At 42.5% G+C, this 24,295-nt stretch carries 25 protein-coding genes; 8 read left to right on the top strand and 17 right to left on the bottom strand.

The genetic code is table 11. From position 1 onward, the window contains the following. Nucleotides 1-27: 27 nt before the first annotated feature. Nucleotides 28-3,744, bottom strand: a complete 3,717-nt coding sequence (locus tag CLI64_RS15910) for a HEAT repeat domain-containing protein (protein ID WP_225977362.1) — start codon at nucleotides 3,742-3,744, stop codon at nucleotides 28-30. 442 nt (nucleotides 3,745-4,186) lie between these two features. On the opposite strand from CLI64_RS15910, the gene CLI64_RS15905 reads away from it, so the two are divergent. Next, nucleotides 4,187-4,990, top strand: a complete 804-nt coding sequence (locus CLI64_RS15905; RefSeq protein WP_103138122.1) for a pentapeptide repeat-containing protein — start codon at nucleotides 4,187-4,189, stop codon at nucleotides 4,988-4,990. A gap of 4 nt (nucleotides 4,991-4,994) precedes the next feature. On the opposite strand, the gene CLI64_RS15900 is transcribed toward CLI64_RS15905, so the two are convergent. After that, on the bottom strand, nucleotides 4,995-5,201 hold the full coding sequence (locus CLI64_RS15900) for a hypothetical protein (protein ID WP_103138121.1): 207 nt from the start codon (nucleotides 5,199-5,201) through the stop codon (nucleotides 4,995-4,997). A gap of 249 nt (nucleotides 5,202-5,450) precedes the next feature. Here CLI64_RS15900 and CLI64_RS30830 point away from each other — a divergent pair, with 249 nt between their 5' ends. Continuing rightward, nucleotides 5,451-5,591 carry a hypothetical protein gene (locus tag CLI64_RS30830; RefSeq protein ID WP_157943280.1) on the top strand — a complete coding sequence of 47 codons (141 nt, stop codon included), beginning with the start codon at nucleotides 5,451-5,453 and terminating at the stop codon, nucleotides 5,589-5,591. Here the strand turns inward: CLI64_RS30830 and CLI64_RS15895 are convergent. After that, the gene (locus tag CLI64_RS15895) at nucleotides 5,588-6,247 is read right to left on the bottom strand and encodes a HEAT repeat domain-containing protein (protein ID WP_103138120.1); all 660 of its coding nucleotides are present in this window, start codon (nucleotides 6,245-6,247) and stop codon (nucleotides 5,588-5,590) included. The two genes, CLI64_RS30830 and CLI64_RS15895, sit on opposite strands and share 4 nt — an antisense overlap. 130 nt (nucleotides 6,248-6,377) lie before the next feature. Beyond that, on the bottom strand, nucleotides 6,378-7,169 hold the full coding sequence (locus CLI64_RS15890; RefSeq protein WP_103138119.1) for a DUF1838 family protein: 792 nt from the start codon (nucleotides 7,167-7,169) through the stop codon (nucleotides 6,378-6,380). A gap of 119 nt (nucleotides 7,170-7,288) precedes the next feature. Here CLI64_RS15890 and CLI64_RS15885 point away from each other — a divergent pair, with 119 nt between their 5' ends. Continuing rightward, nucleotides 7,289-7,870 (top strand): phycobilisome protein, encoded by a 582-nt coding sequence (locus tag CLI64_RS15885; protein WP_103138118.1) that lies wholly within the window; start codon nucleotides 7,289-7,291, stop codon nucleotides 7,868-7,870. Here the strand turns inward: CLI64_RS15885 and CLI64_RS15880 are convergent. After that, nucleotides 7,853-8,530, bottom strand: coding sequence for a HEAT repeat domain-containing protein (locus CLI64_RS15880; protein WP_103138117.1), 678 nt, complete (start codon nucleotides 8,528-8,530; stop codon nucleotides 7,853-7,855). The genes CLI64_RS15885 and CLI64_RS15880 overlap by 18 nt on opposite strands. Before the next feature lie 81 nt (nucleotides 8,531-8,611). On the opposite strand from CLI64_RS15880, the gene CLI64_RS15875 reads away from it, so the two are divergent. Next, a complete protein-coding gene (locus CLI64_RS15875) occupies nucleotides 8,612-9,184 on the top strand; it encodes a Uma2 family endonuclease (protein WP_103138116.1) in 573 nt (190 codons plus the stop codon). 310 nt (nucleotides 9,185-9,494) lie between these two features. On the opposite strand, the gene CLI64_RS15870 is transcribed toward CLI64_RS15875, so the two are convergent. The 12 genes from CLI64_RS15870 to CLI64_RS15815 form a co-directional block, all read right to left on the bottom strand. After that, on the bottom strand, nucleotides 9,495-9,752 hold the full coding sequence (locus CLI64_RS15870; protein WP_103138115.1) for a phycobilisome linker polypeptide: 258 nt from the start codon (nucleotides 9,750-9,752) through the stop codon (nucleotides 9,495-9,497). 13 nt (nucleotides 9,753-9,765) lie between these two features. Then, entirely contained in the window at nucleotides 9,766-10,638 is an 873-nt protein-coding gene (locus CLI64_RS15865) for a phycobilisome linker polypeptide (protein ID WP_103138114.1), read from the bottom strand. 124 nt (nucleotides 10,639-10,762) lie between these two features. Continuing rightward, nucleotides 10,763-11,572 (bottom strand): phycobilisome linker polypeptide, encoded by an 810-nt coding sequence (locus CLI64_RS15860; protein ID WP_103138113.1) that lies wholly within the window; start codon nucleotides 11,570-11,572, stop codon nucleotides 10,763-10,765. A 115-nt stretch (nucleotides 11,573-11,687) separates the two neighbouring features. Further along, nucleotides 11,688-12,176: a phycocyanin subunit alpha gene (gene cpcA / locus CLI64_RS15855; RefSeq protein WP_103138112.1), complete on the bottom strand. Its 489-nt coding sequence runs from the start codon at nucleotides 12,174-12,176 to the stop codon at nucleotides 11,688-11,690. Nucleotides 12,177-12,293: 117 nt separating this feature from the next. Then, on the bottom strand, nucleotides 12,294-12,812 hold the full coding sequence (locus tag CLI64_RS15850; RefSeq protein WP_103138111.1) for a phycocyanin subunit beta: 519 nt from the start codon (nucleotides 12,810-12,812) through the stop codon (nucleotides 12,294-12,296). A gap of 848 nt (nucleotides 12,813-13,660) precedes the next feature. Next, the gene (locus CLI64_RS15845) at nucleotides 13,661-13,885 is read right to left on the bottom strand and encodes a hypothetical protein (RefSeq protein WP_103138110.1); all 225 of its coding nucleotides are present in this window, start codon (nucleotides 13,883-13,885) and stop codon (nucleotides 13,661-13,663) included. A 107-nt stretch (nucleotides 13,886-13,992) separates the two neighbouring features. Next, nucleotides 13,993-14,736 (bottom strand): phycocyanobilin:ferredoxin oxidoreductase, encoded by a 744-nt coding sequence (locus CLI64_RS15840; RefSeq protein ID WP_192881546.1) that lies wholly within the window; start codon nucleotides 14,734-14,736, stop codon nucleotides 13,993-13,995. Nucleotides 14,737-14,937: 201 nt separating this feature from the next. Next, nucleotides 14,938-16,887 (bottom strand): response regulator, encoded by a 1,950-nt coding sequence (locus CLI64_RS15835; RefSeq protein ID WP_103138109.1) that lies wholly within the window; start codon nucleotides 16,885-16,887, stop codon nucleotides 14,938-14,940. 8 nt (nucleotides 16,888-16,895) lie between these two features. Beyond that, complete coding sequence (locus tag CLI64_RS15830) at nucleotides 16,896-17,267, bottom strand: response regulator (protein WP_103138108.1); 372 nt, start codon at nucleotides 17,265-17,267, stop codon at nucleotides 16,896-16,898. A 135-nt stretch (nucleotides 17,268-17,402) separates the two neighbouring features. After that, on the bottom strand, nucleotides 17,403-19,505 hold the full coding sequence (locus CLI64_RS15825) for an ATP-binding protein (protein ID WP_103138107.1): 2,103 nt from the start codon (nucleotides 19,503-19,505) through the stop codon (nucleotides 17,403-17,405). 134 nt (nucleotides 19,506-19,639) lie between these two features. Next, nucleotides 19,640-19,954 (bottom strand): helix-turn-helix transcriptional regulator, encoded by a 315-nt coding sequence (locus tag CLI64_RS15820; RefSeq protein ID WP_103138106.1) that lies wholly within the window; start codon nucleotides 19,952-19,954, stop codon nucleotides 19,640-19,642. A 5-nt stretch (nucleotides 19,955-19,959) separates the two neighbouring features. After that, a complete protein-coding gene (locus tag CLI64_RS15815; RefSeq protein WP_103138105.1) occupies nucleotides 19,960-20,301 on the bottom strand; it encodes a type II toxin-antitoxin system RelE/ParE family toxin in 342 nt (113 codons plus the stop codon). Nucleotides 20,302-20,609: 308 nt separating this feature from the next. Between CLI64_RS15815 and CLI64_RS15810 the strand changes: the two genes are divergently transcribed. The 4 genes from CLI64_RS15810 (at nucleotide 20,610) to CLI64_RS15795 (ending at nucleotide 24,019) form a co-directional block, all read left to right on the top strand. Next, a complete protein-coding gene (locus CLI64_RS15810; protein WP_157943279.1) occupies nucleotides 20,610-21,854 on the top strand; it encodes a DegT/DnrJ/EryC1/StrS family aminotransferase in 1,245 nt (414 codons plus the stop codon). Between the two features lie 45 nt (nucleotides 21,855-21,899). Beyond that, nucleotides 21,900-22,376, top strand: coding sequence for a DUF2656 domain-containing protein (locus CLI64_RS15805; protein WP_103138103.1), 477 nt, complete (start codon nucleotides 21,900-21,902; stop codon nucleotides 22,374-22,376). Nucleotides 22,377-22,567: 191 nt separating this feature from the next. Continuing rightward, the gene (locus CLI64_RS15800; protein ID WP_103140756.1) at nucleotides 22,568-23,272 is read left to right on the top strand and encodes an ankyrin repeat domain-containing protein; all 705 of its coding nucleotides are present in this window, start codon (nucleotides 22,568-22,570) and stop codon (nucleotides 23,270-23,272) included. 69 nt (nucleotides 23,273-23,341) lie between these two features. Further along, nucleotides 23,342-24,019: a HEAT repeat domain-containing protein gene (locus CLI64_RS15795; RefSeq protein WP_103138102.1), complete on the top strand. Its 678-nt coding sequence runs from the start codon at nucleotides 23,342-23,344 to the stop codon at nucleotides 24,017-24,019. Nucleotides 24,020-24,295 lie beyond the last annotated feature (276 nt).

Genomic DNA, 24,295 nt, shown 5'->3' with positions numbered 1-24,295 from the left:
CTCTAAAATATTTAGCCATCTTGTCTTTCACACAGTAAAACCTAGCAATTTTTTCTGCAAAAACTCGCGCACTTGTTCATCTGGATCAAGTTCGGCTCTATCACGTAATAGTGGTAGTGTTTGGGGATGATCAAGATAATTTTCGATGATAATTTCTAGTGCTACCTGTCGCGGATTTTGCTGAAAATTGTACTCTCGCTTAAAGGGGTCATGCACTGCACAATGGTAGAAGACTTCCAATATCTCTGGGTACTCTACAAAACCTTGCGCCAATTGCTGTAGTGCGACTTGACGGACATCTGCATATTGATCAGATACAGCACGTTTTTTTAAAATTGTGAGAGTTTCAGGATCATCAGCAAACCCTGTGGCTAATTCCTGTAACGCTGCTTGGCGGACATCTGCATATTTTTCCGATTTAGCACATTTTTTCAGGATAGGGAGAGTATCGGGGTGATTGTGAAAACCCCTAGCTAATTCTTGCAAAGCTGTACGTCTGACAGATTCGTTATTGTCAGCGATCGCACTTTGTTTGAGAATGCTTAATGTATCTGGGTCATCTTGGAAATGTCTGGCTAATTCTTGAATAACTGTGCGACGCACATCAGAATAAGTATCGATGACAGCACACTGTTTGAGAATGATGGGGGTATCGGGATCATCTTTGAATACTCTGGCTAATTCTTGCACAATAGCACGACGCAAATATTTATCCTCGCTAGCACTGGCGTGTTGTTTGAGCCAGGGGAGTGTATGAGGATCATCTTTGAATACCCTAGCTAATTCTTGCACAGCAGTTTGGCGGACATCAGAATAGGGGTCAGCGATCGCACTTTGTTTTAAAATGGAGAGAGTATGAGGCTCATCTTTAAACCCTCTAGCTAACTCTTGGACTGCGGCTTGACGCACATATTCATTTTCATCGCTAGTGATAGCTTGTTGGAGAATACTTAAGGTATCAGAGTCATCTTTAAACCCTCTAGCTAATTCCTGAATCACAGCTTGGCGTACCATCCAATCCTCACTGGTGGCGAAATTTTTCAACCATTGGAGAATATGAGGGTCATCTTTAAACCCCCTGGCTAATTCTTGAATCGCTACCTGACGCACAGTCCCATATTGATCCACTGTGGCACGTTTTTTCAGCCAAAACAATGTATTGGGATTATCTTTAAAACTTCTGGCTAATTCCTGGATTGCGACTTGTCTGACATATTCACTATGATCAGCGATCGCACTTTTTTGGAGAATAATTAAAGTGTCAGAATCATCCTTAAAACCCCTAGCTAATTCTTGTACTGCGGCTTGTCTGACAGTCCAATCATTATCACTGGTGGCACGTTGTTTGAGCCAAGGGAGAGTATCAGGATCATCTTTAAATCCTCTAGCTAACTCTTGTAAAGCCGCACGGCGCACATAATCACTATTATCAGCTGTGGCTAATTGTTGTAGCCAAGGGAGAGTATCAGGATCATCCTTCCAAGTTGTTCCCACACAAATGACTGCTTTTGTGCGAATTTCTTGTACTAGTTGAGTTTCTTCTGCATCTAAATAAGGTTTGTAATAATAGGCGAGGTCATATTTAGTTAAAGCTTTAATTTTTTCTAATAATTTAGCCGATACAGAAGCGACTAACAGCCGATTTCTCACCTCTGCTAGACATTTAGCTGCTAAAAACAAGTTAATAAATTTTTCTGATTCACCATCTTCCTCCATTAAGTAATCGAGGATTTCACAGACAAATCTTGGCTCAATCATCCCAATAATTAAACGTAACACCTCATGCCAAGTTTCATCTTGCCAATGTTTACCAAAAACTTCACAATTTAAAGACTGAATTGATAAAGTCTGTATTTCTTTAAATTGCCAGACAAATTCCCAAGCACAAAAATATTCCAAGAAAGTCCGATGTACAAAAGCATAGTAATCTGCACCTACAAAACACAACATAAAATTGCGAATCCGTAGTTGATTCATCATCACCCTAGCAACTTTAGTCGGTTGTTCAAACTCCAGATTTTTCAGATAACGGGTTAAAATCTTTTCTAAATCTTTGGCACTAATTAAATTACCTACTAAACCCTTATCACTAGTTTGCATATGATAAGCGACTTGTCGCAACATTGCCTGCTTATCTTTATAGTCAATAATTTTAGGATCTAGCCGATAATCTTCTACTAAAGCCCTTTCCACATCCCATTGATGTAACAATACTCGTGATGCTTGCTCATACAAAGTTGCTCTATCTCTAGGTAATTCTTGGTTACGATTGAGAATTGCCATCATAGTTAATAAAAGGGGATTACCTGCCAATTCAGAAATCGCTTTTGATGTATCAATCGCCCTTTGTAATCTCTCTTTTTTTCGCAGTCTATCCCCCATTTCTTTAAAGTTTAACTCATGCCAACGATGCACAAAGTCTTGAATTTGTTCTAGCTCTAAATCTTGCAACATAAAATGCCGAAATTCTGCGTCTCGCAATCTTTGTGGTTTATAGCCAATCACGCGAGATGTAACAATTACCCTCACATCAGGATATTCATTAGTAAAACGATGAATATCGGTGATCACATCATCCCTTTTCCCAATATCAAAAACTTCATCTAAACCATCAAACATGACTAAAGCATTGCCAGCTTTGAGTTGTTCATGGAGCTTATTTTGGTTGAGATGATGAACTATACCACTACACTTATGAAAAAATTCTAAAAAATTCTGACATTCATTATTTTCTCTGCGCCGGATATATGTCCGCAGTTCAATTAATAATGGGATTGGGGAAGAGATGACATTATTTAGGGGTGTTTCTGCCCAGTTTAAAGCTAAAAATTGCAGTAACGTCGATTTCCCTGAACCTGGATCTCCTAAAATAACTACATATTTATGAGATTGCGTATCGTTAATAATATCTAAAACGGAAATAGTAGGCTGTTCAAAGTAAATTTGTTTGTAGTATTCTAGAGCCTCTGGAGTAATTTCTTCATCTAGTTGCTGACTTTCTCGTAGCTGCTTGAGATGTTCTTTAGGTAGTTCATGTACCTGTGCTAACACTTGATGCACTTCCCGGACGTGTTGAGGAATAAACATCCGCCATAGCTTTAATTCATTATAGGCGTAACCCGTAGTATCCAGACTATCTAATTTCAGATTTCCGTATCTTTCACGTATTCCCTCTTGGTACTTTTTTAAGTCAAAATCAGGGGTAATGCCTTGAATTTCTAGTAAGTTATGATTGATTGATTCTAAATGCTGAGAATCTAAAATAGGTCGTAGTTGATCAGATTCTCGAATAATCGCCTTCACCTTTTTAAGATAACGTTTAGCTAATCTTTCCCAATCAAATTCTTGCGGAAGATTAGGTAATTTCATTTCATACCAAATTTTAGTCAAGATTTGAAAATCTAGCGTGTGGCAGTCTGGTACGAAAGGTTTCCCTAAAATCTGTCTAACAGATTTATGACTGAGAAATTGTTTTAAAGTCTGATTATATGTTTGTAGTTCCGTTTCTTCTAACTCCGCATCTTCTAATTCTTGCTGCATGAGTTGCAAAAATTCTTTTAAGGCTTTGCCAGCAGCAATGTCAATATCTTCTGGTTGGAGTTGCTGTAAAATGTTACCAGGAACACTTTTTAATAAATCTTTTGCCCAGTCTTTTGCAGCGTCTTTGGCTAAGTCTTCAAAAATCGACTTAAAAGCAAACCCGACAGCTTGAGTTATGCCCCAAACAGCTAACCAATCTAACATAATGTTTATGTCTGTTGAGGTTGTGATTTTGAGTATATCTAAGAGTTGAGAAAATTGCCGTGGATTTTAAGATATTTGTAGAAATTGAGTATTAATAAAAATTAGAGTAATTGTTCTGAGTAAATACTTTGAAAAATCCCATATGCTTGAGTTTTTTTACTGGAGATAACAGTGATTTTGCTACTACATACTGACAAAATCAATCTCATAGTCAAACAGATAAAATATCTTTCTCTACCATCCTGTAGACGAAAGTTATAAATTTTCGGTAGGGGACTTCCAGAAAATGAATTATCCAATTTCCGAGATAAGACATCGTTCTTTTCTCCCTGCACCCTGCCCCCTGCCCCTCTGCCTACACAGTGATAGGATATTTTTTAAGTTGGAAGTCCCTAGATGTGTCGCGGTAGAATACCCCTAAATAATCTCTAAATTTCAATCTATGATCAGCAAGGAGACTTACAAGACACCTCAAGACGTTTTGGCTATCCTGAAAGCGGGACTGGCTTTGGCTCAGGAAGATTTGTATCAATTCAATCTCAGTGGATTTGATTTATCGAAGGCGCAGCTACATCGAGCCACTTTGATTCGAGCCAATCTCAGCCAAGCTAATCTTTCGGAAGCGGATCTGAGCCAAGCCGATTTAAGAGGAGCCGATCTGAGTCAAGCTATTTTACGTAATGCTAATTTACAAGCAGCCTATTTGTATCGAGCTGATTTAAGTGGCGCAGATTTACGGGGAGCTAATTTAACTGAGATTAAGTTGCTAGGAGCAAGGTACGATAGTCAAACGCTGTTTCCTGAAGACTTCGCTTATAAATCTTCAGGTGCAATTGGCCCAAAGGCCAATTTAAATGGGGCGCAGTTGAATACAGCCAACCTACGCCATGCGGATTTACAGGGTGCGAGTTTATTGGGTGCTTATTTGGGGGGTGCTGATTTAACTTTGGTGAATCTTCAAGGCGCGCGCCTCAGCCAAGCCGATTTACGGAAAGCTTGTTTGACGGGAGCTTATTTACGTCATGCACGAATAAATGGGGCTAACTTAGCGGGAGCAGATTTGCGTGCCGCAGATATGACTGGTGTGGAATTTGAGCAGTTAGAAAGTATTGCTGGTGCAGACTTTAGTCATGTTCAAGGGTTAAGTGATGAAATGCGATCGCGTCTTCTCAGTCAGCCTGCACAAGAATTAGATACACCCCACGCCTTAACTCGCAAAACTACAAGAGCCAGCCTAGAAAGTTAACTACTTAAGATTTAATCACTGTCCACTCTTTTTTGAGCAACGCTAGAAAAGTGGCAATTCCTTTAGAAAATCCAGGAGGATCGGGTAGTACATACTGTGGGAACTCTTCATAGGGAAGCCACGGCTCTGACGAATCATGTCGCAGGTGCAGAACCCGATCAGATCCTTCCAATTTCCAGAGCATCTGACCACCACTGGGAATTTCCGCCATATTTTTCTCCTGTCGAGCAAATATAACTACTCGGTATAGATGAGATATTGTCCAATTCTGCCAGCCTGTATATCTAGACTTTTGTGTTTTTTTGTTGTCAAGCCTAGATACATTATAGAGACATCTAACTCAGCTAGACATGACTGAGAGGCGTATTTTTTAAGATGGCGCGCAATTATGGAGTGACGGAAGCAGCAGAGGAGAAAAACCTATTACCAAGCCCGTTGGGGCGAGTGTAGGGGTGTAGGGGTGTATTGGAAGAAAGAACAGCCAACAATCCAAGGGTTAAAAGCCTTGCCCATTGGGGCAACCGTGTTGGGTTCTTTTCCCATCCTCGCCCAACATTTTCAACCCCTATACCCTCATACCCTTACACCCTTACACCCCTAATGGATTAAATCTTCCATTGCAGCCCCTACTACACGGTAGTCTGGATCATTTCTCAGTTCTGCAAGAGCCGCCTTAGCCGTCGGGTCATCAAAATTTTTCAGAGCATAGGCAACCCTAACCCGAATATATTCAAACTCAGAATTTTTGAGAATCAGGAGTTGAGATAAAGCAGCCTGTGACTGACGGGAATTTACTAATGCTCCTAACGCATCCACAGAGGCTTCCTGTACTGCTGCATCATCCCCTGCTAACCCAATCACACAAACCTCTAAAACCTCTTCAGGACAATCCATTTCTACCAAAGCAGCCAAAATACTGCGACGTACCAACCAATGGTCATCACGAGCAAACGTCTGCACTAGATGAGACACAGAAATTCGCCCAAACAAAGAGAGAGAATTAGCCGCCTCTGCCCTGACATTAGGCGTGTTATCTAACTTCATGATTTGCAACAAAGCCGCAAAAGATTCCGATGTTTTTTGCTTACCCAACTCCCTAGCAACAAAAGTTCGCACCAAAAACTCAGGGTCTTGGACATGGCGACTGAGTAAAGGTACAGCAACATCAGTAGGATAATCTTGAAGAGCAGAGATAGCCTTGAGACGATATTGAAAATCAGCGTTTTGCAGATTAGTTTCAATTTGGCTGAGATCCATAAGAGTAAGAAATAGGGGTGTAGGGGTGTAAGGGTGTAGGGGTGTAAGGGTTTAGGGGTATAGGGGTGTAAGGGACAAAAACTAATGACTAATGACTAATGACTAATGACCATTGACTAATGACTAATGACTATTCTGCAACTGGAAAACTTTCTCCTCGTAAGTAAGCGTCAAAGTGTTGCTTAAAATATAACGTACTTGTCATATTTGCTTCATCACTGTGGTCGGGAGTAAATTCATAAATCGGCACTTGTTGACGAATTAGTTGTATTAAATTCGGATGTAATTGTTCAAAGGAGTCAATACGAGCTGTTGTCGTCTCAAATCTTAAGCGTGCTGGATGACCGTAGCCTAGTTTCATCCAGGGTAGCCAAGGACAGTTTCGCGCCCAAGTTGCGGGAGGAAGATCCTTGACTTCTGGACGACTAATGTGGCTGGTGAAATACTCCGTGCCATTAAAGGTTTCACCAGGACAATAATCTCGGTATTGGGGATCTCCTGCTAAGGGATGAGGATAAGTTAAGGGGATTTCTACAACAGAGGTAACATAGTCTTGCCCTTGAGGAATTACCGTCAGCCTTGGTCTGACAGAGCCTTGTACTATACGATTGGCTATATGTACGATGGGTACAGCCGGACGGGTTGCGTCGGGTTGCCATGTGTGCAGGATTTCTTGTGTCTGTGGATGACAAAATAAACCTAATTCCCGATTAATTCGATAACCTACTTGCTCAAACTCAGAATCGGGACGAATGAAAACCTTGGTGGCATTCATGCCGATGATAGAAAATAACTTCTGCCATTCACTCTGGCTCGATTCTTGCCACCAGATTTCCCCTTCCCATCGATAGTAAAGTTGTTGACCATGATGTTTTCTGTAGAAATCTAGATTATTAAATGTGTAGTCTTCTGAATTGTTCATAGTTTCTCAAGAAACTACCGCTACAGTGTTAATCATAGGTTAATTAAACCAACAGAACTATTTCCATACTCCTCAAATTTGCCAGGGGTTTTAACTTTTAGTAAGTCGATTTATATTCTATGACTCAGCCACAATTGAGTGACAAAGTACGCGAACTTATCCAGAAGTCGCGGATTGTCAGTTTTGCTACTTGGACAAATACCCATCCACCAGAGGCGATTGAGCTTTTTCAGAGTGCAGATAATGAGGGACGTTACCTCACTGATGAAGATTTGCAGCAAATACAACAGCTAGCACCTGCAACTACAGCATTGATCACAGTTACTCAAAATCTGCGCGATCGCGTCACGGAAATCGTGGATGAAGCCAGAAATGATGTCTTAGCTAAATTTCCCGATATTACTCAACCAGGTGGTGGACTCTACCCAGCAGTTAGGGCAGATGCCTGTTGGCGTGATTTTTGGCACTTCCTACGCTGCATTACTTATGGTATCGCTGGTCAACATACCGACTACACAAGCCCCGAAGGTTTACATTATATGCAATTACTGTATAAAGAATTGCAAGTACCATTAGATGCGATGGTAGTAGGACTAGAAGGTATTAAAGCCGCCAGCCTCAAGCGTACAGAACCAGAGCAGCAAGCAACCCTTGCGCCTTATTTTGAGCATTTGATTGAGCAATTAAAGCAATTTCGCTAACTTTTGCTGCGATCGCACAGCAGCTTCGACCACTAAGGGATTACTATCTTGCTGTAAGTCGTTCAGTGCGGCTTGGCTTTGGGGAACGGGAAGATTACCCAAGGCTTCTGCTAACCGTTTCCGTAGCATCCAATCGTCAGCATTTACATATTGCAACAGACGATCAATCACACTTATAGCACCAATCTCACCTAGAGCCATAATTGCAGCTTCTTGCAATAGGGGATTTTTACTATTCAGGGCTTCTAGTAAAACTGCTTGAGCTTGGACATTCTTTAAGTTACCCAAAGCCACAGCCGCACTAAATTGAACTAACCAACTAGTATCTTCATAGAAAGCGTGAGTTAGAGGAGCTAAAGCTTGCTGATCCTCTAAATATCCTAAAGCCCCGGCTGCCATTGCTCTCACATTATAGTCAGGGTCAGCTTCCAGCACATTCACCAAAATTGCGCGATTTTCAGGAGTTTGTTTCACACCTAAAGAGAAAGCGGCCATACCACGCACCTGCACATTCTCATCATAAATCGCCTGTTTAATTAATGGATAGGCATCTTGCGCTGGCATAGTCTCTTTTTGCAGTTCAATCATCGCTAAAATGCGATCGCTCACATTTGAGCTATTTAACTGTGCGGCAATTTGTTCTAAACTGTGTTGATTCATTTCGTCGGCAAAAATCGGGTGTTAGCCCTATTCATTCTTAAAAATTTAACATAGAGTTATCCCCCTGCTGCCAAAGCAACTATGACCCAGTTAAAAACGCCGCTTACCTGGGAAGAATTTCTCGCACTTCCCCAAGGAGATATCATCTACGAATTAATTGACGGTGAAGCAATTCCTAAATTCAAAAACGACGAAATGCCACCAAAATTTTTTCATAGCTCAGTAACAGGTGCGTTGTTTTTACTACTATCTACATGGGCGCAAGCCAAGGGAAGAGTCGTAATTGAATGGGCAATTAAGCTCACACGCAATCAACAAGACTGGATTCCTGTAGCTGATTTAACTTACATTTCCTATGACCGTCTTCCAGCCGATTGGATGGAAGATACAGCTTGTCCAGTCGCACCAGAATTAGTCATTGAAATTATTTCTCCTGGACAAACTTTTGGAGAAATGACCGAAAAAGCCACTGATTATTTAAAGGCTCAAGTTCAACGAGTGTGGATTATTGATACTAAAGCGAAAACAGTCACTATTTTTTATCCAGACGCACTTCCTGAAACTAAACGCGGTAATGATAGTTTGGCAGATTCCCTCCTCGAAGGGCTAGAACTTACACCTCAAAAAATCTTCCAAGAAGCGAAAATTCCTTAATGGGAGGGAATGGGGAATGGGGCATTGGGAATAGGTAACACCAATTCGCAATTCGCAATTCGCAATTCGCAATTCGTAATTAAGAAATTCATACCAATTTGAGATATGATTGCGACAAATGGATTTCTGAAAAGCTCACCAGTAAACCATTCCAAAATCTAAAATCCAAAATTGATATAGGGGCTTGCTTTCACTCCATAAAAAAGGTGCAGAAAATTTTACTTTTCTGCACCAGCACCTATAAAAATCGCAAATATCAAAGGAGCATGATATACGGCTAAACTTTGTGGCTAATCTTGCCGTTTATCCGTTAATTTTCTGATTCAGCTGCTGTTCCACTTTCACTTAGGAGACGAATGTTGACAATCTTGCCACCTAAGCGGGTAATGCGTCGCATTTCATCATTCATACGACTGTAGGGGACTTGAATTAAAACAGTGCTGCTGTTGCGAACTTGATATTTATTGTTCTCGGTTTGCTCGTTCTGTTTTAATCCTTCTACTTCATAGACAAAAACACGACTGTCTGAAGTTGAAGTTGATGCTTTCATCCGTGGCTGTACCAACATGATGCTTGACCTCCTATTGTGCGATGGTGATGCTAGCAACCTTACCGCCTAGTTTATTGATTTGCTGCAAAGTGCTGGATAGTTGTTCGTAGGGGACGATAAACTCTTTATTGCTCCGACGTACTTTGGGATATCTAGGCAGACTAATTCCGGCAACTTCAATGCGGTAAAGCCGGGGAGTAGAGCCTTGAGAGGATCTGCCAAAGGTGCGGGCGGGTGCAGTGCCTTTTTTCGCAGCTTGGTAAGCCCAACCTTCAGTTCCACCGGAAGGTGCAATGATCGCAGAAGCACTATTTCTAGCTAAGTCGGTGGCTAGGCGAGAACTTGTACCTGCTAACTGCGAGCGATCGCTATTAGCATAGCCACGATAAAGACGGAACATCCGCGTAAAGCCAACGGTTTTTTGACCTACTCCTGTAGTGACGAAGTCCCGATAGTAAGGAACAATCGCATCTCCGAAATAGCTATCATATTCCACAGAATCGATATAAGAATCGATGTCTGCATCAAAGCCGTGATTTTGGTAGCGATCGAGATGCTCAATCACTTCGGCTTCATCGTAGGGAGCGCGTCCCAACAGGTGTTTAAAGTTTAATTCGATGACCCTAGTTTGAAAATGGGGATACAAAAACTTGGTTTTGTATAGTTCAGATTTAGCTACTCCTCGCACGAAATCCCGGACGCTGATTTGGCCATTGGTCAGCAAGGATTCTAAGCTGGTGAGGCGTTCTGATTGCATCAGGTGGTCGTTACCTAAGACCTGACGATAAACAGCCCAGATCACAGCTTTGGCATCTTCTGCTGTCCAGTTGGGACGCAGTTCCACAGGGCGTGTTTGGTCAAAAGCTGTAGTTCCCAAACGAGATGCGGCGGTTGTAATTGGCACGAATAGGACTCCTTGAATATTGCAAAACTATTGGAGACTGGGGACTGGGGATTAATAAAAATCATTCTCCCCCTGCACCCTGCTCCCCTGCCCCCCTGCCTCCTCTGCCCCCTGCCTCTTCCAATCAGGCTGGAGAAATATTTACTACTCGACTACCTCTCTGATTGAGTCTTTGCAGAGTGGGTGAGAGTTGGTCATAGCTGACTAAATATTCCTTAATGCTGCGACGGATTTGAGGATTTCGTCCTCTATCTGCTTGGGTAAATCGGATGCGGTAAAGCTGACCGCGATCGCCTGCAATTGTACCTGTCAGTCCCTTGCCGAAGTTAGGAGTCTGCACGGGATTAGCTAAATTCTGAGCCAAATCCTTAGTTAGCCACGCAGATTTATTTTTACCTTGGGAGCGATCGCTGTTGGCATATCCCCGATAAATCTGAAACATCCGGTTAAAGCCTACAGTCTTTTGTCCTGCTTGAGTAGCAAAGCCGCGATAATGGGGAACTATTGATTCTCCAAAGTTTTCTTGATATTCCAGCGAATCTATATAAGAATCAATTTCAGCTTCGTACCCTTTTTCTATATAGAGATTGACGTGGTAGGTAATCTCTGATTCATCGTAGGGCGCACGACCAAGCAAATGCTTATAGTTCAATTCGATGAAGCGAACTTGGGGCGTGGAGTAAAAAAACTTATTGCGATACAGTTCAGACTGTGCTAACAATCGCACAAAATCCCTAACGCTAATATTACCTTGCTGCAATAACGATTCTGCACTGGTGAGACGTTCGCTTTGCATCAAGTGTTCATTGCCAAACACCTGCCGGTAAGCAGCATGAATTACTGCTTTGACATCTTCATTTGACCGCAACTCTGTGGGGGGTGTGCTGGCAAATGGCTCAAATCCTAGCTGACTGGCTGCGGTAGAACTAGTCATGAGTCAATCTCCTTAATTTTTGCAAGGAAAAAAACATACCCAGAACCCCAAAAAACTGCCCTTGCTAGCAAATCAGCATTCACAGCTTTTAGTTGTTCTGGGCAGAAAGCAAAATCTAGCTCAGAGCGTTGATAGCGTAGTCAATGTAGGAGTTAGCTTCTACAGCAGGATCGCCACTCAAACCGTGATTAGCTTTGATGTATTTGAGAGCTTCAACATACCAGCTAGGAGACAAATCAAAGGTGCGGTTGATTTCTGTCAAACCACCGATTAAATAGTCATCTAATGGGCCTGTACCACCAGCAATTAGACAATAGGTGATGATGCGAATGTAGTAACCGATGTCACGTACACACTTGTCTTTACCACGTTGGTCAGATGCGAAGTTCTTACCTTGCATTTGGGTGGTATAGGGGAACTTTTGGTAAACTGCGTTAGCAGCACCAGAAGCCAAACTACTAGCTTTGCTGCTTAATGCTTTAGCTGCATCTAAGCTAGCGGATGCTTGACGGAAACGACCAAAGGCAACTTGAAGTTCTGTGGAGCTGAGAAAGCGTCCTTGAGAATCTGCGGTAGCGACTGCTTCGGTTAAAGGTGTTTTCATGCTGATGATCCTTTCAACAAATATGTAAAGTTATGCGTCAGACAAAAGATTTTAGTGGTCGGCGTTGTCTCTCAATTCTTCAAAATTCAGCAATCATTTTGAATTTTGAATTGGTATTTAGCCAACTGCGGCAGCAGCGCGATCAAAGTAGCTGCTCAATTCAGCCATTAAGGAGCTACAATCACCACGGGTTACACCATTGGGGTCGTTTGCGATCGCGATCGCCGCGTCTTTCATTTTCTGCACGCCAGTCGCTACAGAGGGGCCAGGAACACCCAATGCTTGATATGTTTCCCGTAGACCGTTCAAGCAGCGATCGTCTAGAACGCTAGCATCACCTGTAAATACAGCGTAGGTCACATAGCGTAAGATGATTTCCATGTCGCGTAAGCAAGCAGCCATGCGACGGTTTGTGTAAGCATTACCACCTGGTTGAATCAACTGGGGTTGCTCTTCAAACAATGTCCGTGCAGCATTGGCAACGATTGTAGAGGCATTGCCTGTAATCCGGTTAACTACATCCATGCGTTTAGCACCAGCAGCTACCATATCTTTGAGAGCATCGATTTCTGCATCGCTAACGTATGAGCCTCTAGTATCAGCTTGGGAAACTACCTTGGTAAAAGCGTCAAGCATTCCAGCTTCTCCTAATCACTATTTACTATGCTGTTTATTCCACGTCGGTTCAAAGTCTGAGTCTTTGATGTCACTTCAGCTTCGTCATTCGTCGAAAATTAGCAGGCCAAAAGTTATCAGCAAGTTAAATAGTCGGCGAATTAGGGCAGAATTCACCATTTAACTTTTAGCTAGTTCCCATTAACTTACGGCACAGCTATAAATCAATATTGCGAAGCTTTTTCACAACTATTTCCCTAAGACTCACAATCCCAGATAATGAAATAGTTGTTCATCAAGTTTCAAGACACTGAACTTTTTCCATCAGGGGCAACGAGTTCAGAAGTCGTTTGAACCTGAATTTGATTAAAGCAATACATTTGTGCAAATTTTGTGCAATTTCTAAAGTATCGCCACAGAATAGGTTAAAAAATATTAAGTAAAGTCTGAAAGCCTTATATTTCAAGGATTGTTTTTATTTTCATTTTGTCTTCAGACTTTAATTATCGTTACAATTGGCAATATTTAGACACAATTTTGATTTGATGCTTAGAGTTGCTATTTTTAAAGGAGTTTTTAGACTTAAAATATCGTTACATTTAGTCATATTTATATATGAATATGTAAAGTCATGTCAATTTCACTCTGTGTCTAAAAAGTACAGAGTTTTCACTGACTGAAAGACTCAATAAGCAGTTCTCGTGGTGATGAAATACACGAATAGGGACGCAATATCTTGCACCCTTGGGATGATTTTTATTTGACTTGATTAACAAATGCTGTAAGTGTTTGGGTATATGGCTGTGTTATGTCTTTTTAATTTAAATGTAATTTGATTTCAATATAGGGTTACGACCTGTTGTCTGATATTAAGCTGCAAAATTATACACTGGCGTTTCCACAATGCGGATAGGTTCTTGTTGGTCGTAAATAATCTGCTGTAATCTCTCTACCGTAGATGGGGAAAAAAATTGTTCTTCTGTTTCGGGATTTATGCGTGCAGGGACATTTTCAATTAGGTAAAATTTACCATTCATCTCAAGTGTGTAGGTTACTGTTTTTTCTACTAGAGTGTCATTCAAGTTACTACTCATATACAACTATTTTATTAATCTCCCAAAGCAATACTACCAGGATGGCGATGAGCTATCCTCAAACGTGATAGCCACCCTGGTATGAAAAAAATTCATTGGGGATAATCTCAAGCTACATAATCGAAAAGCATAGTAGTCATGTAGCGATCTGCCCACTCTGTACCAAAAGATTTCTCCAGCACACGCCGAGTTTTATCATTTTGTTGCTGCTTTGTGCAGTAGTGGCGTTGTCCTGCTAACACCTTGGAGATGTCGAGATTTGAGGTTAGGGGTGTTTCTGTACTAGCGATTTGACAATGGATAGTGAGAAAATCCCGCACCCGATTGAGAAACATATCTTCTTCATCAGGGTTTCCTGGACGGACAAACAGACAAAATTCTGAAAAAATATCACCCCAAGCTGGTAAATCTCGCGGTTGGGAAAACGGGAGTTCCGACAAAACCGACAATTGTGAATAGTAGCGTTCTGGGAGAGTGCGATCGCTACTAATGGGAGATAAATCCGCGATCGCCGCACTAATTGCCCCACCGCGTCCACCTACCAAATCTGTACCAAAGATAGGAATCGCGTATTCAGGATTCGGGAACATCACACAGTGCAGAATATCTAAACCATTACCGACCTGAGCCAATTCTAAATGCAGTTTGCGAAACTGGGGGGTTTGGTAGCAATGATTTTCGATGATCAGCCGTTCACCTTCTAAATGACCTTCAACATAACCCAAACCTTCTGGAATCGAGTAAGGGGAGAGATCCAGGTATTTTTGCCAAATTTCTTCAATGGAATCCGCCAACTTGTGGATTAATCGATGCTGACGGCTTCTTAACGACGCTTGCATAGAATTCAACATACGCTTCTCTATTGAGTATAGGATTAATACTTACCTTATTGTTCGTGCAAAATGTGTGCATTCTTGGGATTGGGGACTGGGGATTGGGGATTGGGAATGGGGCATTGGGCATTGGGCATGGGAAGACAATATAGAAGAACTAAGGAATTGCGAACTGCAAATTGCGAATTGCGAATTGCGAATTGCGAATTGCGAATTGGTTTAACTTGCCCATGCTTTGACTCTTTGTAAACGCCGGAGAATGCGGTTAGCTAGTTCGACTCCCATGACGGGTTTACACAAATAATCGTCTGCACCGACGCTAAAAGCTTGATTTTGGCTGCTGGAGTCTGTTAACACACTTAAGAATAATACAGGCAACCTCTGCCAATGGGGGTCACTGCGGAGAATCTGACAGAGTTCAAAGCCGTTGATTTGGGGCATATTTACATCTAAAACTAAGGCATCAGGACTAACGGCTTGCAGGACATTCCAAAATTGTTGCGGATCGGCTAGGGTGGTGACTTTAAATCCCCAAGGTTTGAGGAGGGTGGGTAGAGTGCGTAACCATTCTTGATCATCGTCTAAAATCATCACTTTATGGGGAACTTCTGGAGTTCTTAACAAATTAACTACGGCATCCATTACCTTCTCTGGTGGGGTTTGGGCAGTTAAAAACAGCTTTCCACCTTGGCGCATGACCTGCAAGCGATCGCTCAATTCCCCGCGATCGCCCATAACAATAATTGGTGTTTCAGGATAACGGTGTTTGAATGTCTGCAATGTCTCCCAAAAATTACTGACTTCAAAAGCTGATTGCTCTGTTACTGCTGATGGGGATAATGTATGAGAAAAGCGTAACAAAACGACATCGGGATTTTGACCTAAAGTGTCAAAAGCTGACTCTGTTACCTGCAAAGCTTGAGTCGCATCTAACACCGGCGCAATTTCTAGACGAATTCCTCGACTAGCTGCCACACTGACTATAGATTGATTAAACTCAATATCTCCACTCACAATCAGTAACAGGGGTGACTGTCCAGAGGGAAGTTGAGACATTTGAATCAGGTTTGTCTGCTCAATTTCTTGTTGGAGAGATGTCACCAGAGTTTTCATCAATGGCGCGTGTTTCGGTTGCAGAGGTTCGCGTCCTCCCAACCAATACTCTAATTGACGGGCGATGTGCATCGTCTTGGTTAAACCAAAGACTCCCAAAGTCCCTGCAAGTTTATGTGCTACCTGTTGCGCCTGTGCTTGTTGTGGAGAGGTAAGTTGATTAGTTTGTAAGTCTCTGACAGTTTGTAACAAAAATGTCATCTGGTCAAGACTTTTGGGTTTAGTTGTTGTCCAAGTTTCGTTGAGAAAAGCCAGATATTGTTGCTGAGAATCTGGTGGCGGTAGATGCTGTGGGGAATTACTCAGAGTTGCTTTCGATTTAGCTATACCCCGCAGATTCTGTTCTGGAGTTGTCGTAGCACGATTAGTTGATTCTTCCGTGCTGGGTGCTTTGAGATAGTAACCCCGACCGTGCATAGTAGCAATAAAATCATGGGGCGCACCCGCAGCGACTAATTTATGTCGCACCCGCCGAATATGGGAACGTACCGTGGCTTCGGAGGGAAATTCTTCTGAAGACCATAATCTATCTAAAAGTTCTTCAGTGCTGAAAACGTGCTGACAGTCTCGTAACAAAACTTCCAGCAAATCGTATTCCATCGTCGTCAAGTTCAAAGGACGACCATTGTAACTCACTTCACAAGTGCTGGGATTGAGGAGTAAATCACCCCAAGTCAGCAAAGGAAAAGGATTAGCACTACCTCGCCTCACTAATGCGCGAATTCTCGCTATGAGTTCTACAGGATCAAAAGGTTTGACTACATAATCATCTGCGCCTGCATCCAATCCCTGGACTTTGGCTGTGATTGTATCTTGAGCCGTGAGTAAAAGGATTGGCAGGGTGTATCCCTGTGTGCGGAAACGCTTACACAAGCTAATACCATCTAACTTGGGTAACATGATATCCAAGACAATGAGGTCATACTCAAAAGTAGACCCATAAGTCCATCCCATTTCCCCGTCCTTAACAGTATCCACAATATAGTGATGGGCGGTTAAATTTCTGGTGAGGACTTTAATTAGTAAATCATCATCTTCCACAAGCAAGATTTTCATTAATGAAGCTACCAATGGAGAATTCTAGTAATTTGCTCTGGCAAATCCAAAGAATTGAAGGGTTTAGTAATCACTCCACTGACTCCCAAATCATTAAACTGACGCTTTTCCGCAGTTTGTGCTTTAGCAGTTAGGAGGATGACAGGAATTTTTTCTGTTTCGGTGCGTGACTGGAGTTCTTTAAATGTAGCAATACCATCCATTTCTGGCATCATTACATCTAACAAAATGACATCAGGTTTTTCGGTTTGAGCAGTTTGAATACCTTCTGAACCAGAACTAGCGGTGAAAACCTCCCATCCCGCCGCCATTTTGATGCCAAACTGCACAACAGTTTGAATAGTTTCCTCATCATCAATAATTAAAATTCTTTTAGCCATAACACCCCTCTACTAAATTCAAAATTCAAAATTCAAAATTAAAGAGCTGCTTAAATCACTCACCACTCTTCACTCACCACTCTTCACTCAGCACGGGCTAAACGCCCTGCTTCCGCTAACAGCACTCAGCACTCTTCACTCCACACTCCTCACCGAATTGGGTAATGTGAATGCAAAGGTACTCCCACACCCTGGGTTACTTTCAGCCCAAATTCTCCCATTGTGTTGTTCGATAATTTTGCGACAGATAGTTAGTCCTAAACCAGTACCGCCTTTTTTGCGAGAATCTGATGAGTCAACTTGTTGAAAGCGTTCAAATATCTTTTCTAGTTGATCAGCTGGTATACCTTGTCCTTCATCCCGCACCCGAAAAATAACTTCCCAGTCCCCAATCCCCAGTCCCCAATCCCTAGCCCCCTGTTCAACGGTTAGCCAAACAGTACCTCCTGGTGATGAAAATTTAATGGCATTGCTAATTAAATTGGTTAAGGCTTGCAATATATAGTCAGCATCAGCCCAAACAGAGATTTCCTGTGGTTGTTTTACTAAAGTGACTTCATGCTGCTGTGCCATTGCTTGCATTGCTTCTGCGGCTTGGGTAATTAAATTCGCCGCATTGCAAGCTTGTCGTTCCATGACGACTTTACCGGATTCAATCCTTTGTAAGTCCAGCACATTATTGACTAATCGCACCAGTCTTTCTGTACTTTCATCAGCAATAGACAGCATTTGTTGTCCTTCACTGGAAAGATTGCCTAATTTGCCTGTCGCCAAGATTTTCAACGCACTATGTAATGATGTCAGGGGAGTCCGCAGTTCATGACTAATCACAGAGATGAATTCGTCTTTCATGCGTTCAATGGCTTTGCGATCGCTTATATCACTACTTAAGGCAAAAAATCCCTTCACCATATTCTGCTCATCTAGATGAGGGATATAAGTAACATCAACTGATCGCAAATTCCCATCTTTCAAGACTATTTCATTCTCATAGGTGACGGCTTGCCCGGATAAAGCGACTTCCACATATACGCGCATTCTCCGGTAACAATCTTCTCCCCACACCTGTCGCAAATGAAAACCGTAAATTTCGCCAGGAGACTGCCCCAGCCAATCATGATAGGCTTGGTTATTGAAGCGATAACATTGTTGGTCATCTACATAGGCAATCAATACTGGTAAGGCGTTGGTAATTAGGCGCAGTTGCTCTTCGTTTTGGCGCAAAGCTGCTTCCGCCTGCATTCTGACATTGATTTCCTCTTGTAATTCGGCGGTGCGTGCTGCGACAACTTCTTCTAAATGTTCTAGTAATTGCGCCTGAGATAGAGCGATACTGATTTGGTCGGCTAATTGTTGCATCAATTCCAACTCAAAATCTACCCAATGGCGATCGCTGTTACATTGATGAGCAATTAATAATCCCCACAGATGATTTTGAGCAGTGTTGAGACTTTGCACAATGGGGACAATCAGCTTCGCTTGAATATCGAATTGCTCGACAAATTCCACCAAACAATCTGCTAAACCCGCCGCCGGATCATGAACATCGGTGATGGCTCTGACTCTGCCTTGAGCATACAGTTGTTGATACTCTTGGGGAAACACTTCTGGCGGAAATTCCATATCTATCAGCGAGGGATAATCTGGAACAACCGCTTCACTGATGGTTTTACCTGTACCGTCTGGTAATACCTGGTAAATTAACACGCGATCGGCCTTGAGAATCCGTTGCACTTCCGTAACAGTGGTATGTAGGATTTCCTTAAGTTGTAGCGACTGGCGAATTTTGAGCGTGACTTCCGAAAATAGTTCCACTCGCTGCTGCTGCTGTTTTAATTCTGCTTGTATAGATTCCCGACGCTGACTAATATCTCGTAACAGCAGTAAATGACAGTCGGGTAGAACATTTGGTGTTAAGGTATATTCCACCTCTTGCTGAACATGACTAGCAGATGAGATTAAGAGTTCTCCCATCAATGATTGTGGTAGTGGAAAACTCTCCAAGTTATCCCCAGCAACAATGAAATTAGATAAGGCTTGCTTTTTCAGCTTTTTACGCGGTAGCCCTAGCAAATTGCAAACAGCATTGTTCATCTCAATCAGACAACCTTGATCATCAATGAGCGCAACTGCATCATGGGCGTTCTGAAACAAAGTTTTAATCAGACGCTTGTAAGCTTTTTGGTGATGTTGAGATTTTTTTGCGCCTGAGTGCCGCTTAGAAGAACGTTTAGACACCTACATCCATACTTCAGGGGGACATTTCCATTGTTTACTTAAGCGATCAAAACTTCAAATTTTATAAAGTTAATGTTGGAAAATTTAACATTTGGCTAACATAACTTTAGTTATGGTCTCTATTTTCTCCGGCTCTAGCTCACTTGTGCAATAACTTGCCCGATTTCTTGAGGAGTTGCGCCTGTGGCTAGCATTGCTCGAATTAGTAATTCGATAGAAACTGAAGCATCCCCATTTTCGGCCTTAGCAATTCGGGGTTGACTGGAGTGTAATTTTCCTGCTAGTTCTGCTTGGGTCATTGATTGTTGTCGTCGTTCTTTGAGATGGCGGCTCAGAGCCAGCTTAATTTCAATGAGTGTCGTTTCTTCTGGGGTAAGGTCTAGAAATTCTGAAACAGTTCCCATTTTCCAACCGTTCTCTTCAAGCTTTTTTCTTTTGCTTTCTTCCATAAACGTTAATTCTGAGTGTCCTTGTCGTACTTGCTAAGTCGTTTTTGGCACGTATCGATCACACTGGTTGGTGTTGCTCTAGTTGTTTTGTTAAACACTTCCAGAATCAAAATCGCATCATCATCAATTCTGTAAATAATTCTCCAATTCTTGTCTGCATCCCGAATCCGTAGTTCATGACAGCGTGACCCAATACTTGGCATTGGTCTTGAGTGAGGCAGTCCCAAGTTTTCACCCTGCTGCAACCGTCTCAATAGTACCCCAGTTTCTATTCGGGCTTCTTGGCTAAATGGAGGTGTTTTAATCTCACCATGCAACCAGAGCAAAGGTTTATCTGCTTCATCCATGCCGTTACTTATATCATATCTGATATATTTTCCTGACGACCTAATCTTATACGGACGATGAACAGCTTTACAGCCTTACTTAAGTACACTAGTATAAATTACGGTTGTTTTTACATCCTTCTTTCGGTGTTCAAGGTTAACTGACCTTGAAGTTACCTGCCAGTAGTCTGAATTTGTCCGTGGCTAATTAATCTTTAAAAGCAGTGTGAGTTTAAGCAACCCTTGCAAAAGTCGCTTCTATACGTGATTGAGTGATCGCTAAAATTTAGCTGTATTAGTCAGAACTGAGTTGAAAGGAGCATGAAACCGTGATTCCCCGTAAACGTCTTGACATTACTTGGGCTGATATGGTGTCAGGAATTGGATATTGTCTGCGATCGCCAAACCGTGAGATGGTTGAGCAGAGAATTGAGCGTTTATGGTCTGAGAAAGGGTCTATTCTCCCTTGTCTTTCGGTGCGTAGTGGCTTTGACGCACTCTTACAAGCACTTAACTTTGAACCTGGAACGGAGATTTTAGTTTCAGCTATCACCATTCGCGGAATGACGCGCATTATCGAGGCTCACGGGCTGGTTGCTGTTCCCATAGATATCGATTGCAAGCACCTGATAGTGCGTCCTGAGTCAATGGCTAAAGCTGTAACTCCCCGCACAAAGGCTATTTTAGTGGCTCACTTGTTTGGTAGTTATATGCCAATGGAGCCGATTCTACAGTTTGCTCAGGCGCATAATCTCCTCGTCATTGAAGATTGCGCCCAGGCTTATGTAGGTAATGAGTATCGGGGACATCCCCAAAGTGATGTGAGTTTATTTAGTTTCGGCCCTATCAAGACTGCAACAGCATTAGCTGGGGGAATTCTCCAGTTTCGAGATGCTTCACTTTGTCATGCAACCCGTTTATATCAGGAACAGTGGCCTGTACAAAGTCGCTGGCGTTTTCTCACCAGAATTTTGAAATATTCTATATTAATATTCCTTTCTTATCGCTTGACTTACAGCATTTTTCTTGCTTCATGCTCTTTATTCAAGCTGAATCACGATCGCCTGATTAGTCAAAGTGTGCGGGGATTTTCCGGCGACAACTTCTTGAGACAGATTCGTCAAAGACCTTCCTCTGCTTTGTTATCACTTATGGAACGTCGTATCCGCAAATTCGACCCCGATAAAATTGTAGAACGCGCCAAACTGGCCGAGTATTTAATCAAACTCACACCTTCTTTACAACGTCCAGGAAGTCAAGCAATCAAGCATACTCACTGGGTTTTCCCCATACTGTGCGATTCTCCAGAAAAGTTGATGCACTATTTATGGAGTCAAGGTTTTGATGCAACTCAGGGAGGCTCTAGTCTATCTGTGGTCGAACCGCCAGCCCATCGTCCTGAGATGAATCCAGTAGCAGCTCAACAGTTTTTTGAGCAGTTGCTTTATCTTCCCGTTTACGTTGGGATGTCGTCGCAGGATATTGAAAGATTAGCTTGTGTGCTGAATGAATGTGACATTCTAAACCACGACGTTAACGCTACTTTTGTTGATGATTCAGCGATCGCTAAATAGATATAGAATGAAACCTACAAACTTTTATCAACAAATTTAGCTATTTTGAATACAGATATTACGGGGCGGATGCTGCTTGCCCATAATTTTAATGTTGCTGATGACAGCGTACCAGCCCTCAGCAGAGAAGAATTTGCCGCAGTTTTTCAAGTGGGTTTAAGTAACTATAAAACTCTGCAATGTAGATTAGTGAATCATCCCCATTGGACTGTAGAAATTTTATTCCCTACCGACGAATTTTCCCCTGAGCAAGTCGGAAAACTTTGCGCGCAAGCTTTAGCAGAAAAAAGGCGATCGCAGCAAACAGACACAGCCCCGCTTCCAGAAATCCTAGTCTTAGGTGGGATTAAAACGACACCACCCACCAGTGATTCTCCTGATGCACTCCAACCAGGAAACTGGGGCGTAGATGTGGTAGAAACTAACTCTGGTGCAGCATTTTTACAAGGAATCGCTTGGGACTCTACCATTGCCCAAAAACCAGCCGATAGTATTTTCAAAGTTGAACTCAAAGAGGTCTGACACCCAGTCTAAGATCAAGCTGTTGTACTTTTAAGTTGCATATTAATATTCGCAGGGGGGCAGGGTGCAAGGGAGAGAGTTTACAGCTTTTCTCGACTAATGAAATTATGCAACTTATGGGTGTAACATCTCATCAAAACTCAGCTTTCTGTACTTTTACCTTTTGCCTTTTTCCTTTTTCCTTTATAAAAATGGCTTCTCTTAACGAAAACCTCATCCGCATGATTGTCAAAGGTGATACTGCTGCTGTCGAAAGCTTATTAGCTCAAGGCGCAGATCCCAATACTACGGGGGGTGTGACAGCCGTGGGAGCTAGTAATACAGCTTTGATGTGGGCGGCTACAGAAGGTTATCTGGAAATTGTGGAATTGTTGTTGGCACATAATGCTGATGTCAATACTAAAAATCCCGCAGGTTACACACCGTTAATGTTTGCGGCGGAGTGCGATCGCCGCAATATTGTTTCGCTACTCCTAGATCATGGCGCGAATATTAGCGATCGCAATTCCTACGAGGAAACTATATTAATGACAATGGCGCGCCGTGGTCAAACGGATATTGTCCAACGTCTAGTAAAAATGGGTGCTGAGGTGGATGCCGTAAATAAAATCGGTGACACAGCTTTATACTTAGCCACAGATAATGGTCATACTTACACAGTTAAGGCATTGATTGAACTGGGCGCAACAGTAAATACCGCAAACTTGGGCGGTTGGACTCCTTTAATGATGGCATCTGCGAGGGGCGATTTAGAAACTATGACACTGTTGTTAGCCAATGGTGCAGATTTCCGTCCGCAAAATCGCTGGGGTGCAACAGCCTTGAGTGAAGCTCGTAATTCCTTTCGTTCTGCTCAAGCAGTGGAATTGTTAATTCAAGCTGGGGCGACGGAGTGAAGAGGTAGGGGGCAGGGGGCAGGGGTGCAGGGGGATGTTAAGGGTAGGCTTTTAATCATGTAACAATTTATGAATAACGATCGCCTCACTGAACTAGAAACTTTACTGAGGTCTGGCGCGCTTGACCAGCGTAAAGCTGCTTTAGATGAATTAGCACAATGTCCGGCTGATTTAGCTCTGCCTATTTTGCAAAAACTGGCGGTTGATCAAGACTTTCTGTGTCGTCGTTTGGCAGTGATGGGCTTGGGGAATCATCGCACAGCCGCATCCTTACAAATCCTCAAAGAGTTACTACAAGAAGAGTCTGACCATAATGTACTAGCGGAAATTGCCAATTCACTGTTTGAATTTGGTAATGAATCTGTACCGTTACTACAACAGTTGTTTGAGCGCGATCGCCATTGGTTGACTCGCCAGACGATTATCTCGATTCTCATGGAAGCCAATCAAGACGAAGTGCTGCTAGCCGTAATTCGCCAAGCTTTACAAGACGAAACACAAACAGTCAAAGAAACTGGAATTTTAGCACTGGGCAGTTTACTCAAAGGGAATTTGCAGCAACAAGCCCTAGATTTACTTACAGAATTAGCACAGGCAAAAGATTGGCGCGATCGCTGGCGAACCGCTACAGCCCTGAGTTTGTCATCAGACCCCAGAGCCAAACTATTACTAGCCCAACTCCAACAAGACGAAAATCATTACGTTGTCGCCGCCGCCCTGGAGGGGAGTTTGCCCAAGGAGTTTTGAGGGCAGGGGGGCAGGGGGGCAGGGGGCAGGGGTGCAGGGGCGCAGGGGTAAATGCCCAATTCCCAATGCCCAATGCCCAATCCCCAATCCCCCAGATCAAAATCGTTTGTGCAAAATAAGTGCAAAACGCTACAACTATATCAATATTTACAAATCTTGACGCTCATCTTTGCTTCCTCATAAGAAAATTGATCATAACAAAGCGTATAAAACGCCTAAAAGGCTTGAGCATCTAGGGAATTAGAATTGCTATTTTCCGTGAAAATAGTCGTTCAG

It is taken from the genome of Nostoc sp. CENA543, from assembly GCF_002896875.1.
Lineage (GTDB): Bacteria > Cyanobacteriota > Cyanobacteriia > Cyanobacteriales > Nostocaceae > Trichormus.
Note: the sequence above shows the minus strand (reverse complement) of the source record. Positions and strands in the feature narration are given on the sequence as shown.